This window comes from Microbulbifer aggregans (assembly GCF_020524005.1).
GTDB lineage: Bacteria > Pseudomonadota > Gammaproteobacteria > Pseudomonadales > Cellvibrionaceae > Microbulbifer > Microbulbifer aggregans_A.
In genome coordinates, this window is the sequence record NZ_JAIVKK010000005.1 from 323392 (window position 1) to 337687 (window position 14296).

Annotated in this window: 11 protein-coding genes; 10 read left to right on the forward strand and 1 reads right to left on the reverse strand. The window is 52.2% G+C overall.

Annotation, left to right across the window (positions count from 1 at the left end; genetic code table 11):
- The first annotated feature begins 348 nt into the window (after nt 1-348).
- From LC093_RS12040 to LC093_RS12085, 10 genes are all read left to right on the forward strand, one after another.
- The gene (locus LC093_RS12040; RefSeq protein WP_226665041.1) at nt 349-3279 is read left to right on the forward strand and encodes a ribonucleoside-diphosphate reductase subunit alpha; all 2931 of its coding nucleotides are present in this window, start codon (nt 349-351) and stop codon (nt 3277-3279) included.
- Between the two features lie 302 nt (nt 3280-3581).
- Nucleotides 3582-4847 (forward strand): ribonucleotide-diphosphate reductase subunit beta, encoded by a 1266-nt coding sequence (locus LC093_RS12045; RefSeq protein ID WP_226665042.1) that lies wholly within the window; start codon nt 3582-3584, stop codon nt 4845-4847.
- A gap of 162 nt (nt 4848-5009) precedes the next feature.
- Nucleotides 5010-8066 carry a metallophosphoesterase family protein gene (locus LC093_RS12050; RefSeq protein ID WP_226665043.1) on the forward strand — a complete coding sequence of 1019 codons (3057 nt, stop codon included), beginning with the start codon at nt 5010-5012 and terminating at the stop codon, nt 8064-8066.
- A gap of 382 nt (nt 8067-8448) precedes the next feature.
- The gene (locus LC093_RS12055; RefSeq protein WP_226665044.1) at nt 8449-9264 is read left to right on the forward strand and encodes an NYN domain-containing protein; all 816 of its coding nucleotides are present in this window, start codon (nt 8449-8451) and stop codon (nt 9262-9264) included.
- Nucleotides 9257-9622, forward strand: coding sequence for a hypothetical protein (locus tag LC093_RS12060; RefSeq protein ID WP_226665045.1), 366 nt, complete (start codon nt 9257-9259; stop codon nt 9620-9622). The genes LC093_RS12055 and LC093_RS12060 overlap by 8 nt, the downstream gene beginning before the upstream one ends.
- Nucleotides 9623-9758: 136 nt before the next feature.
- Nucleotides 9759-10217: a hypothetical protein gene (locus LC093_RS12065; RefSeq protein WP_226665046.1), complete on the forward strand. Its 459-nt coding sequence runs from the start codon at nt 9759-9761 to the stop codon at nt 10215-10217.
- A 237-nt stretch (nt 10218-10454) separates the two neighbouring features.
- Nucleotides 10455-11018, forward strand: coding sequence for an NlpC/P60 family protein (locus LC093_RS12070; protein WP_226665047.1), 564 nt, complete (start codon nt 10455-10457; stop codon nt 11016-11018).
- 266 nt (nt 11019-11284) lie between these two features.
- Nucleotides 11285-12346, forward strand: a complete 1062-nt coding sequence (locus tag LC093_RS12075) for an oxidoreductase (protein WP_226665048.1) — start codon at nt 11285-11287, stop codon at nt 12344-12346.
- 134 nt (nt 12347-12480) lie between these two features.
- Nucleotides 12481-12969, forward strand: a complete 489-nt coding sequence (locus LC093_RS12080) for an erythromycin esterase family protein (protein WP_226665049.1) — start codon at nt 12481-12483, stop codon at nt 12967-12969.
- A 206-nt stretch (nt 12970-13175) separates the two neighbouring features.
- On the forward strand, nt 13176-13715 hold the full coding sequence (locus tag LC093_RS12085) for a YcxB family protein (protein WP_226665050.1): 540 nt from the start codon (nt 13176-13178) through the stop codon (nt 13713-13715).
- Nucleotides 13716-13970: 255 nt separating this feature from the next.
- Here the strand turns inward: LC093_RS12085 and LC093_RS12090 are convergent, their stop codons facing one another.
- Nucleotides 13971-14117 carry a hypothetical protein gene (locus LC093_RS12090; protein WP_226665051.1) on the reverse strand — a complete coding sequence of 49 codons (147 nt, stop codon included), beginning with the start codon at nt 14115-14117 and terminating at the stop codon, nt 13971-13973.
- Between the last annotated feature and the right edge of the window lie 179 nt (nt 14118-14296).

The window sequence follows — 14296 nt, forward strand, 5'->3', positions numbered from 1 at the left end:
CCCCAACATATTGGGTTTCAGGACTGCGTTAGCCTAGAAAACCCGCGGCGACACCCGAGCAGCTGACCACAACATATTGTGGTCGCCGGCCCCCAGCGCACCGACTCGCACTTGTGCACAGCACAGGGACAAGGTTCACCGGCAGGCACGGAGCCGCTCGCAGACTCAAGCGAAGCACCAAACAGAAGTACCCCGCAAGCGTTACTCAAGCGAAGCCACGGCTCCGCCACCGTTCCTTGTGCCTGCTGCTGTATGGCTGCCGAAGAAAAAACAGATTTCAGGCCACAAGCCGAATTAAACAACCAAAGACAAGTCGATCTCGACCAGACAAAAACTACGGAGATTTTCATGCACACAGAGACAGGGCGCTCCCAGTCTGTGCCTAACGGCACCACCAAGGATTCGGCGGCAGACCAGGCCAGCAGCAATACCACCCTGGCTGCCACTGCCCCCGGTCAGATCCGCGTGATCAAGCGTAACGGTACTGTGGTTCCTTACGACGACAGCAAAATCTCCGTGGCCGTTACCAAAGCATTCCTCGCCGTTGAAGGCGGTACTGCAGCGGCTTCCAGCCGTATCCACGAGCGCGTGGCCGACCTGGTGTCTCACATCAGCGCCACCTTCAAGCGCCGTATGCCTTCCGGCGGCACCATTCATATTGAAGAAATCCAGGACCAGGTAGAACTGGAACTGATGCGCGCCGGCGAACACAAGATTGCCCGCGACTACGTTCTCTACCGCGAAGAGCACGCCCGCCTGCGCGCCGAGAAAGACAAAGAGAAAGCCGCCGCCGCACAGAGCGCCGACGAGCACCCCAGCATCCGCGTAAAACTGGAAGACGGCACCCTGGTACCGCTGGACATGGAGCGCCTGCGCACCATCGTTCGCGAAGCCTGCGAAGGCCTGACCGACGTAGACGGCGAACTGATCCTGGCTGAAGCGCTGAAGAACCTGTACGACGGCGTTTCCGAGACCGACATCAACACCGCACTGGTGATCACCGCGCGTACCCTGGTTGAGCAGGAGCCCAACTACACCTACGCCACCGCTTTCCTGCTGCTGGACAAACTGCGCGCCGAAGCCCTGCGCTTCCTGGACGTTGCCGAGTCCGCCACCCAGCAGGAAATGAAAACCCTGTACAAGCCGGCACTGTCCGCGTACGTGGCCAAAGGTATCGAGCTGGAACTGCTGGACCCGGCCCTGGCCAACTTCGACCTGGACATGCTGGGCGACGCGATCAAGCCCGAGTGCGATCACCAGTTCACCTACCTCGGCCTGCAGACCCTGTACGATCGCTACTTCCTGCACTCCGACGAAATCCGTTTTGAACTGCCGCAGCTGTTCTTCATGCGCGTTGCCATGGGCCTCGCCATCAATGAAGAAAACCCGAATGAGCGCGCGGTCGAGTTCTACAGCCTGTTGAGCTCCTTCGACTACATGAGCTCCACCCCGACCCTGTTCAACGCCGGTACCCTGCGTCCGCAGCTGTCTTCCTGCTACCTGACCACTGTGCCGGACGACCTGCACGGCATCTACGGCGCTATCCAGGACAACGCCATGCTCTCCAAGTGGGCTGGCGGCCTGGGTAACGACTGGACACCGGTACGTAGCCTGGGTTCTTACATCAAGGGCACCAACGGCAAATCCCAGGGTGTGGTTCCTTTCCTGAAAGTGGCCAACGACACTGCTGTAGCGGTGAACCAGGGCGGCAAGCGCAAGGGCGCCGTATGTGCGTACCTGGAAACCTGGCACCTGGACATCGAAGAATTCCTCGAGCTGCGCAAGAACACCGGTGACGACCGTCGCCGTACCCACGACATGAACACCGCCAACTGGGTGCCGGACCTGTTCATGAAGCGTGTATTCGAAGACAAGGAGTGGACCCTCTTCTCCCCGGCAGACTGCCCGGACCTGCACGACCTGTTCGGCGATGCGTTTGAAGAGCGTTTCACCCACTACGAAAAACTGGCCGCCGAAGGCAAGCTGCGCCTGCACAAAAAAGTGCGCGCGCTGGACCTGTGGCGCAAGATGCTGGGCATGCTGTTTGAAACCGGCCACCCCTGGATCACCTTCAAGGACGCCTGTAACCTGCGCAGCCCGCAGCAGCACGCCGGTGTGGTACACAGCTCCAACCTGTGCACCGAGATCACCCTGAACACCAAGGCGAACGACGAAATCGCGGTATGTAACCTGGGCTCCGTAAACCTGTCCCAGCACATCGGCGAAGACGGCAAGCTGGACCAGGAAAAACTGGCCCGCACCGTGAACACCGCCGTGCGCATGCTCGATAACGTCATCGACATCAATTACTACGCAGTGGAATCCGCGCGTCAGTCCAACATGCGCCACCGTCCGGTGGGCCTGGGCCTGATGGGCTTCCAGGACGCGCTGTACAAAGCCGGCATCTCCTACTCCAGCGATGAAGCCGTAGCCTTCGCCGACACCACCATGGAAGCGATCAGCTACTACGCCATCTCCGCCTCCAGCGACCTGGCGGCCGAGCGCGGCAGCTACTCCAGCTACGAAGGTTCACTGTGGAGCCAGGGCATCCTGCCGATCGACTCCATCGAGATCCTGAGCAAAAACCGCGGCGAGCAGTTCATCGACCAGGACACCAGCACCAGCATGGACTGGAGCGTGGTACGCGAGAAAGTGGCCAGCCACGGCATGCGCAACTCCAACGTAATGGCGATCGCCCCGACCGCGACCATCGCCAACATTACCGGCGTTTCCCAGTCCATCGAGCCCACGTACCAGAACCTGTACGTGAAATCGAACCTGTCTGGCGAATTCACCGTGGTGAACCCGTACCTGGTACACGACCTGAAAGCCCGCGGCCTGTGGGACAAGGTGATGGTCAACGACCTCAAGTACTACGAAGGTTCTGTGCAGAAGATCGACCGTATTCCGGAAGACCTGAAAGCCAAGTACGCCACCGCGTTTGAAGTGGAGCCGCGCTGGATCGTGGACGCGGCCAGCCGTCGCCAGAAGTGGATCGACCAGGCCCAGTCCCTGAACCTGTACATCGCCGGCGCCGACGGCAAGAAGCTGGACCTGACCTACCGCATGGCGTGGTACCGCGGTCTGAAGACCACCTACTACTTGCGCGCACTGGCTGCCACCTCCACGGAAAAATCCACCGTGACCACCGGCACCCTGAACGCCGTAAGCGCCGGTGGCAGCGCACCTGCTGCCGCAGCGCCGCAAGCCGAGCCCGCCCCAGCCGCAGTGCCCAAAGCCTGCTCCCTGGACGACCCGGACTGCGAAGCCTGCCAGTAAAAGGTAGGAGCCTGCTCGCAGGCGAACCAAGAGCTTCGTAAAACGAAGCTCTTGGACTGAATCGATTGATTGGATCGATTAAAAGTCTCTCGGGGGAGAGCAACCGCGCAACACCGTGCCCGGCACGGTCAGCGCAACCAAGACCATAAGCGCCGCCCCGGCACCGGGCACCAGCACACAACGCTGGCTCCGTAACAGGAGAAAAAGCCCGGGCCGGGTGCAGGCTGCACAACACACATTTTTGATTGCCCTGCCCGCCTTACCGGCACGGGGAATCGCACCTAAGAAGACAAGGGGAACTCATGCTCAGCTGGGACGATTTCGAAACAAAAGCCAAGCCAGAACCCAAAAAGCAGGAACCGCAACCGGTGCCGGGTGCGCTGCAAACCGAGCAGCAGGCAGTCACTGAACCCAGCGCGACCTATGAAGCAGGTAGCGCCAGCAGTGCCTCGGCACCGACCGCGGCCCAATCCTCCTCGGCAGTAGAAGCCGCTCGCGCAGCCATTGCCGACCTGGACGTAGCACCGGGCCTCGAAGAACTGGAAATGGGCGCCGCCCGTATCCAGGTAGACGAAAAGCGCATCATCAACTGCCGCGCCGACCTCAACCAGCTGGTACCGTTCAAGTACGACTGGGCCTGGCAGAAATACCTCGACGGCTGTGCCAACCACTGGATGCCGCAGGAAGTAAACATGAACAAAGACGTGTCCATGTGGAAAGACCCCAACGGTCTGACCGAGGACGAGCGTCGCATCGTGGAATACTCCCTGGGTTACTTCTCCACCGCCGACTCCCTGGTAGCCAACAACCTGGTGCTGGCCATCTACAAGCACATCACCAACCCGGAGTGCCGCCAGTACCTGCTGCGCCAGGCATTTGAAGAAGCCATCCACACCCACGCCTACCAGTACTGTGTAGAGTCCCTGGGCATGGACGAAGGCGAAGTCTTCAACATGTACCGCGAAGTACCGGCCGTCGCCAAGAAAGCCGCGTGGAGCCTGTCGCACACCCAGTCCATCGGTGATTCCGGCTTCAAGACCGGCACCACCGAATCCGACCAGGAACTGCTGCGCAACCTGATCGCGTTCTACGCGGTAACCGAAGGCATCTTCTTCTACTGTGGCTTCACCCAGATCCTGTCCATGGGCCGCCGCAACAAGATGACCGGCGTTGCCGAGCAGTTCCAGTACATCCTGCGCGACGAGTCCATGCACCTGAACTTCGGCATCGACGTGATCAACCAGATCAAACTGGAAAACCCGCACCTGTGGACCGAAGAGTTCAAGCAGGAAGTAACCCAGATGATCCTGGAAGGTATGGAACTGGAAGTGGCCTATGCCCGCGACACCATGCCCCGCGGCGTACTCGGCATGAACGCAGCGATGATGGAAGAATACCTCCACTTCATCGCCAACCGCCGCCTGAGCCAGCTGGGCCTGAAAGAACAGTTCCCGGGCGCCCAGAACCCCTTCCCGTGGATGTCCGAAATCATGGACCTGCGCAAGGAGAAGAACTTCTTCGAAACACGGGTAATCGAATACCAGACCGGTGGTGCACTGCAGTGGTAAACCACTAGACACATCGACTGTAGGAAAGGATTTACTACAAGAAAGAGTCGCTCACAGGAAGAGAGGTATTGAAGCGGGCGAAAGCCCGCTTTTTTTGTCTCAAAAAAAATAATATATTGAAAAGCTAATAAAGAATCGGCTTTTGATCAGGAATTAAGAAAAATGAAGTTAGTAATCCTCCACTTAAGCGACATTCATATTAAATCTGCAGCCGACCCCATCTTAAACAAGCACAACGAAATTTCTCGCACTCTATACCAACATATTAATGACTCCTCGCACTTGGTCATTGTCATTACAGGAGATATCGCACATTCCGGCCAAAGTCAGCAGTATGCAGAAGCAATACTATTTCTTGAAAAAATTAAAAAAGAAGTCACGGATGAGCGAGATATCAAAGTAGACTTTGTAACCTGCCCAGGAAATCACGATTGCGATTTCACGCCCAACCCAACTAGAGATATCATCCTTAAGAGTTTAGGAAACGAAGACTTATCAACAATAGATTCTTCGGTATTCGAAAATTGCACATCGCATCAAGCCTCGTATTTTTCGTTTAAAGACCATACAGATCAAAAGATAATTGAAGAAGACAGGCTTTGGTGGACGCAAGAAATAGAGATTGGCAACGAAAAAATCATCTTTGAGTCAATAAATTTGTCTTGGTCATCACGACTCAGAGAGCAACAAGGGAAGCTTTCATTCCCATTCGCATCCTACGAAGCAAAAGCGCAACGAGCCGCGGATTACCGTATAGCATTAATGCACCACCCCCTTAACTGGCTGGATCAACCATCCTATAGACAACTCAGATCGCATTTAAGATCTACATCCAGTTTTATATTTACCGGCCACGAACATAACGGAAATGCCGCAAACTACGACGACATTGAATCGGGTCACACCATTCTGATTGAAGGGGGCGCACTCCAGGAAAAAACACTGAAAAACTCTACATTTGGAGTGATGACCATATGCTTAAACAGTAAAAAAAGCTCATATCAACAATACGAATATTGCAAAAACCAAGAATCTTACCTCCCAAAAACTATAAAAAATTTTATATCGCCTACATTGCATCCAAAAGAACTAACATTTTCGGAATCTCACATAGAAAAAATACAAGATTGTGGCGCCCAGTTCAGGCATCACAACATTGCAAATCTTAAACTTAGCGACATATACGTATACCCAAACCTAAAAGACCAAAGTGATCAAAGTTCAAAGCCAAAAACCATCCCATCAAAAGACCTATTGGATATTGAAAAATTTTCTCAGGGCATCGTAATTAGTGGCGAGGACAACTCCGGAAGAACCAGCCTATTAAACACTCTCACAAATGAATACTATGACCAAGGCTACTTGCCAATTATTATTTACGGAAAAGATATAAAGAAAAACTCGGAGTCCAATCTAAAAGCCCAACTAGAACGTGCAATATTTCGACAATATAAAAATGACAATGCGGTATCAATCTTCGACCAAAAGTCCAGAGAAAAGAAAATACTTCTTATTGACAACTTTAACGAATCGAAGCTTAAATCCGACCGAGCCATAAACGAGTCATTATCATTTTTCCTCACTCGATTCAAAAAGATAATAATTACCGTTGACGACATTTTTGAAGTTAACCAACTCACTTCGATAGAAACAAATGACACAACTGAAGAACTTGATCATTTTAAGATTGAGCAGTTCGGCTATAGAAAAAGAACAGAACTAATACAGAAATGGTATTCAGCGGGACAAATGGATCATGAATCCGATGCTGAAGTCATAGGAAAGTGCAACATCGCAGAAAAACTTATGGACACTGTGATGGATAAAAGCCTCATTTCCCCAAACCCTATATTCCTGCTAACTTTTCTGCAAAGCATCGAGACCGGGAACTCAAACCAACTCATCGATAGCGCCCTCGGGCACTATTACAAATACCTACTAACGCAAAGCTTTCTCGATGCAGGAATAGGGCCAGAGAAACTCAGTCAAGAAGAAGATTATGCCATGCACTTGGCATTTTTCTTTTATACAAAATCTAGCTTTGTAATAAACCGAGAAGAATTCGAAAATTTCAATGATGAATTTTCAAGAAAGTGGCAAAAATCAAACTTCGAAAAGAAGGAACAAATCTTTATAAAATCTAAAGTTCTAAAAAAACAAAATGACGAATACGAATTTAGATACTCACATAATTACTACTACCTTCTCGGCAAATATTTAAGCGAAAATATTCTTGACGATGAAGTTAAAAAAATAATCAAAAACTGCATAGAACACCTATATGTGAGAAAAAATGCGAACACTATTCTTTTTCTGGCGCACCACTCTTCCTCAGACAACATACTTTTCATGATGAAAAGTGCCACAGATAAAGTCTTCAATGAAAGCTCTGTGGCGGACTTTAGCGAAAGCTGCAGCGCAGCTCACGAGCTTATCAAGCACGCACCTGAACTCAAGTACAGAAAAACATCACCCCAAGAAACACAATTAAATATAAGTGAGAGACGAGACATAGCCGAAGAAAACAACCCAAGCCAAAACATGGAAATACATGAGGAAAAAGAACCTCAGCACATTGATCTTTCAGACAAACTCACAATTCTTTTTAAAACAGTAGAAATTCTCAGCCAAATAGTAAAATCAAACCCCACTAAATTTGAGCGTCTTAAAAAGGTTGAGATAATAAAATCAATTTTTTCAGCACCTCTTCGTGCACTGCAAAGCTTTTATGATTTCTTAGAGTCCCACCCAAAAACATTACTGAATGCGATAAATAGAGAGCTATCTAGCAGATCAGAAAACCTGCCAGAGGAAACCATCAATAAAGTTTCGAGACTAGCTGTCGCCAACATAATTCAGGGTGTATCAAGCTCTTTCATAATCAAAATCGCGCAAACGATCAATTCAGAATCATTAATGCCGGACATACCAGATGCAATCAAAAACAATGAAAATATCGCATTTGAACTAATAGACCTGGCGATATCTTTGGACAACCACAAGCAACTTAACAGAGGAAAAATTAGCGCGGTTTACAAAAAATCCAAAAGCAATATCGTGGCAAAAAAAATACTAGACATTATTATTATGCACAGGCTTTACATGTTTAAGACTTCTGAGAGAGATATGCAGTGGCTACAGAGTGAACTCAAATATGACATAAACCAACAGCATTCAATCGGGTATACCAAGGCCAACAAACTAACCCGAATTAGCTAGCAAAAATTAGAAAATAAAAAAATAGGGTCACATCAAAATTTCGACGTACAAAGCCCCCCCAACTCCAAATATCGGGGTCAGAGTAAAATTTTTGCGCATAAAGGCACCAAATTATTATCCGTAAAAATTTTACTCTGCCCCCAAATCATATAAGCCAATGGAAGGACTGAAAGGTTGGAAACTTTCGATGATGTTTTAAAATCCATAGAGAAAAATTCAGGGAAGCGACAATTCCACTTGTTGCTTGGGAATGGATTTAGCATGGCTTACAACCCTAAAATATTCTCGTAATATTGGGGTCAGAGTAAAATTTTGACATATGAAATATCCTTCACGGCACGATGCTAATTGAGCACAGGAAACAACAAGAGCAAGGAACTCAATGAAAGATCTCGACAATCATAAGAAAATCGCTGTTCTGATCGATGCGGACAACGCCCAGTATTCCAAGGTGAAGGCTATCCTCGACGAGATCTCAGCACATGGTCATATTGTGATTAAACGCGCCTACGGCGACTGGTCCAGTGACAACCTTAAGAACTGGAAGAAGTCTCTGAACGAGCTCGCGATCCAGCCGGTGCATCAGATTGCCTATACCACGGGCAAGAACGCCACCGATGCCGCAATGATTATTGATGCCATGGACCTGCTCTACACCAAGCGCTTTGACGCCTTCGCCCTAGTCTCCAGTGACAGTGACTTCACCAAGCTGGCCTCCCGCCTGCGCGAAGACGAGCTGTTTGTGTTCGGTGTAGGCGAGCGAAAAACGCCCATTTCCTTCCGTAATTCCTGCGATGACTTCATCTTCACCGAGAATCTGGGCATTGACGATGAACCCACCCCAAACAAGGATGCAGGGAAACCGAAAGAGCCGGAAACAAAGAAAACCCTGAGTGACCCTGCGGAATTGATCCCCCTCCTGACTAAAGCATGGGACCAATATCAGGATGAAGACGGCTGGGCCAACGCATCAGCCGCCGGCAGCTTCCTGAAGCGATCCATGCCCGACTTCGACCCCCGTTCCTATGGAGCCTCCAAGTTTTCGCAGCTACTGGAAAGCCTGAAAGGGAAGCTGGATATTGATAAGAAAGAAGGCAACCAGATTTCATACCGGGTAAAGCCAAAAAAAGCCAAGGTGAAAAACAAACTCCAGAGCCAAAACCAGTCTGCTTCTCAGAGAGTTGAAGAACATGCATGAGATCAAGGCCAATCTTTACCCGTGTAAGCACTGCAATGAAACGGGAACCTGCACCACCGGGAAGGACGGATCCAGCTGCCATGCCTGCGCCAAAATCCATGAACTTGGTAAGAATCAGGAATACTTTGGCCTTTCATGCGCCGCGTGCAACGGCATAGGACAGGCTGAACCAAAAACAGAGCGTATCAACAAGAGAATCAAGCCGATTCTGGCCATCGGGACAGTATTTCTCCTATTGACATTTATCTTCGCGCTCGCCCTTACCGGCAACGTACACTTCCCCGAGTTTTTAGCCTTTTCTGGCACACTGATTGGAAGCATCACAGCCTTTTACTTTACCCACTGCAAGAACGCCTAGAGCTACTAATTTTCCAAAAAGAGGCAATCTGGTAAAAAATCAATACCCTGTCAATAGCACAGATTCCAATCAACTAGTAAATTTGGCCACCAAGTAAGGCTTCCCTACCACCACCCCAGAGTTTATAGATAACCTCATGAAAGCACTGCTGCTGATAACCCTTCTTCTCGCCCCCTTGTCCGTATTGGCTGATGACCTGGACACCATCATCAAGCACTCTGGGATAGAAAAAGTATTAAATGAAGCTAATCAAAATTTTATTCAGGACACCTACAAAATCTATCCGGATTTATTGATGAGAAGCGATACTGTAGATCGCTTCTTTTCCGAAAACGTTGCCATTTCTAATTTCAAGCACGAATTAGTTAGCCTGCTAAACGAAAACTTCAATAACGCGGAACTCAAGACTATTTCGTCGGCACTATCAGACAGCGAGAAAGAAACAGAATTGTTCAGGTTTTACGGCACAGAGCTTGGGCAAAGGTGGCTGAGCGTTTCAAGCCAGTTTAGTGACATAGTCCTGCTAGGCGCAGTGAACAAGGTTATGAACCCAGAGAGCGGCCTTAACAGTTTCTTACAGCAAGAATCGGATTAAGGATTGATAGCACTAATGTACCGATGTGCAACCGTGTCCGCCATCCAGCCATTCGACAGATGAAATAAGAACAAAAATACAGGTAATCCGCACGGAACGGCACACGCACAGATTTTCATCACTCTATTCGGTTCAGCGCATATTCAGTTAGAGAAGGTACGATAGTTCCATCCTCAAAACCAAACCCGGCCGTCGCCTCGCGGACGCGGTTTGCTGTGATGGCACCGATGTACCCCCATGAAAAGACGACTGCTGCTGCCCTATTGCTTAGCGATGCTCACCACGGCCGGTTGCAGCATGGCCCCGTATCAGCATTCGCCGGAAGACACGACCAAAGCCGCAGACAGCCCCGCCAAAGAACGCCCGCAGGCGGCGAAACCAGCCAAACCCGAGCCGACCCGCTCCCCCTCTGAATTGCTCAAGGCAAGCCTGTACCAGCGGCATCAGGAGTGGAAGGGTATCCCGTATCGGCTGGGGGGCATGAGCAGGCGCGGTATCGATTGCTCGGCACTGGTCTACCTCATCTACCGCGACCATATGGGGGTTCAGCTGCCCCGCACTACCCGCTACCAGGCCGTGGCCGGCAAGGCGATCAAACAGGGCCAGTTGCGCCCGGGCGACCTGGTGTTTTTCAGGACCGGCCGCCGGGGCCGGCACGTGGGGATCTACATCGAGGATGGCAAGTTTCTGCACGCCTCCGTGTCCAGAGGCGTCACCATCTCACACATGACAGACGACTACTGGAAAAGCCGCTACTGGCGGGCGCGCAGACTCGAACTCGAATCCAGTAGTGAGTCCTGACTCTCCAGTGCGCCAGTGCCTTTTGAGCGAACGCGGCGCCATCACCCATCGGTGCTAACCGCAGCGTTGGCCGAGCCCCATCCCGACATCTGCGTGCAACCGGACGGGTCCTATTACGCCATCATTTTCGCGAGCAGCTGAAAACCTCGCCCGCGGCTTACCGGCGCCGCTTTGCGGAGTCTGTTTGATCCGCGCAATAATCGATAAGATTCAGCACAACCAACAGAAATGACAGGAAGCTCAAGGACAGCGGAGCCCTTTTTGCCATGACGACAACGTCCGAAATCAAAACCGCCATCATCGGCTATGGCTTTTCCGCCACCACCTTCCACCTGCCGTTTATCCTGAACCTGCCGCCCTTCCGCTTCATGGCAGTAAGCACTTCGCAGGGCGAACAGGTACGGCAGCAGCACCCCGAGGTGGCCGTGTATGCCGATGCGGATACCCTGCTCACGGATTCCGACGCCGATCTGGTGATCATCACCGCCCCCAACGAAGCGCACTATGCACTGGCCAAACGCGCCCTGCAGCAGGGTAAACATGTAGTGCTGGAAAAGCCGTTCGTGACCCGCGTCGAACAGGGCGAGGAACTGATCGCACTGGCCAAGCAACAGCAGCGGGTGCTGAGCGTGTACCAAAACCGCCGCTGGGACGGTGACTTCCTCACTGTAAAGAAACTTATTGCCGATGGCCGACTGGGTGCGGTGCGCTATTTTGAAAGCCATTTCGACCGCTTCCGCCCCGAGGTACGCAAGCGCTGGCGCGAATCCGATGTGGAGGGCGGCGGCATCCTGTTCGATCTGGGGCCGCATATGCTCGACCAGGCACTACAGCTATTTGGCCCACCGACGGCGATCACCGCACAGGTAAAGGCACTGCGACCACAGGCGAAAGTGGATGACTTCTTCCACATCACACTGCACTACCCCGAGCACCAGGCAGTACTGCGCAGCAGCCCCTTCTGCGCGGCACCAACCCTGCGCTTCGAGGTTCAGGGCGAGGCCGGCAGCTATATGAAGCACGGCCTGGATCCGCAGGAAGATCGCCTCAAAGCAGGAGCGCTAACGGTAGCCGCAGACTGGGCACAGGAGAATCCGGAGCAATATGGCCAGCTGTACACGGCCGACGGTGCTATGCCCATCAAAACCGAAACCGGTGGCTATCAGCACTACTTCCAGCAGCTGGCACAGGCCATTCTCGCGGGCGGCGAAATCCCGGTGAGTGCGGAGCAGGCCCTCTGCAATATCCGGCTGATCCAACTCGCGCTGCAGAGCAGTGCGAGCGGGCAAACGGTCGCGGTAGACAGTAGCGGTTGGCCTGCCAGGTAACGGCTGCCCCACTCTCCCTCCTCCACTCACCCTTCCCCTCATCATGAGGCGGCGGCCACCCTACACTTCGGCTCAGGCGGTTGCGCGCAAAGTGCGACCAAGACGGTTTTGCCCGACAGGAAAGGGGAACGCTTATGGCCGACGCCCGCTCATCGCTGGCCTCTGTGCAGCGCCACGCCCTGCCGTTGAACGGGCATTCCGGCGACTACGATGCGCTGCTGGCCAAGGCCGCCAATCGCCAGTTCATCCTGCTGGGTGAGGCGAGCCACGGCACCCATGACTTTTATGCGGCCCGCGCCGAGATTACCCGGCGCCTGATTCAGGAACAGGGGATCGATGCCGTAATCATCGAAGGCGACTGGCCCGATGTCTATCGCATCAACCGCTTTGTGCGCGGGCTCGATGGAGACGCCAGCGCGCGCGAAGCACTCGGGGATTTCGAGCGCTTTCCACTGTGGATGTGGCGCAACACGGTGATGGAATCATTTATCAAATGGTTACAGAACTGGAATACCCAAAGGGCCAGAGCGCAGCAGACCGGTATCTACGGCATGGATCTGTACAGCATGTACCGCTCCGCCGATGCCGTGGTGACCTATCTCGACAAGGTCGACCCCGCCTGAGTCACTACTTTTACGTAGATATCCGCGACCAATTCGATGTGGCACTTCACCTCGATGAGACCACCGCACTGGAACCCCTCGATCGCACTGAAGGCTGGGACAAGCAGGAGCCGCCGGAAACCTGGCCGTTCGGCATTTGAGCGGCCGAACCCGGACGGGCAGCCCGTCAGAGTTTGAGCGGTCCCAATAGGCTCTATCGATAATCAATGGGAGAAGGTATAACCTCAGGCCCGACAAACAATCAAAAACAGCAAGTGGCTCCCGTGCAACCGTTTACTACCCAATTTACATTATCCCGAGAATATCTTTCCGAGTGTTTCGACCAGTCCTTACCTTATGGGAAAAGTGCCAAGCCTAATTATCTGTTCCCGATTGTACTTTTTGCCTCGGGTACAGGGTTACTGCTGTTCACCGCGCAACCTAAACTCGCCAGTTTCACGTTGATCGCTCTGGCGATTCTGGAACTGCTGCATATCCGATTCCGGCGCGCCTGGTGGTTAACCCGGCAGTTGTGGGGGAAAGGTGCCGGTACCGAAGTGACATTAACCATTGATGAAGATGGTATCCAGACCCAGAACGCCGATACGCAAACAACGTTGTTGTGGTCGGATATCGAGCGCGTGATTGAAACCGATTTGGGGCTGATTCTGGTGGCCAAATCCGGCAGCCGGCAGTACTTGTCCAAATCGCTGTTTACTGCGGATCTGGTGAGCGAAATTATTGTTAAAGCGAATGGGGAAGCCTGAATATTCTCCAGGCAGAGCAGGAAAGAAACGCACCAACGCCTGCGCCCTGACCTACGTTACCGGTGCCCTGCTGCATGCGCTCCGGTTATATTGAATTGCTGATCATCCAGGCCAGCAATAAGTAATCGGATTAATGGGGCCAGCGGCAACAGCGCCAGTCCCTGAAGTAGCTGATCGACGAGTGTTCACCGAGGCCTTGCTCAACATCCAAGGCCCGGCTTATCCCGCTTCAGCCAATATCCAGATATCAGGAAATCACCCTTCGGCGGGCAGGAAAAAGCCCAACAAAATCCGAAGAAACTCCTCGGGATCATCCAGATTCACCACATGATCTGCGGCTACTTTCACATAAGTGCCGTTTTGCAGTAGCGACATCGCACGATCTGCCTCCTCCTGACTCATTGCACCATCATCAGAATCATCGAAAAAAACTATCCGCGAACGAGGCTATCGACCTGGCAACCCGAGCATTTGCTCTCATACTGTGCGGGTTCGGGCTTGAGGAAAATGAAGCGGTGAGAATCGTTTCTGATTCCGCGAAAGATATTATCAATTGAGTTCGTTCGGAATGTGGCTTTTTA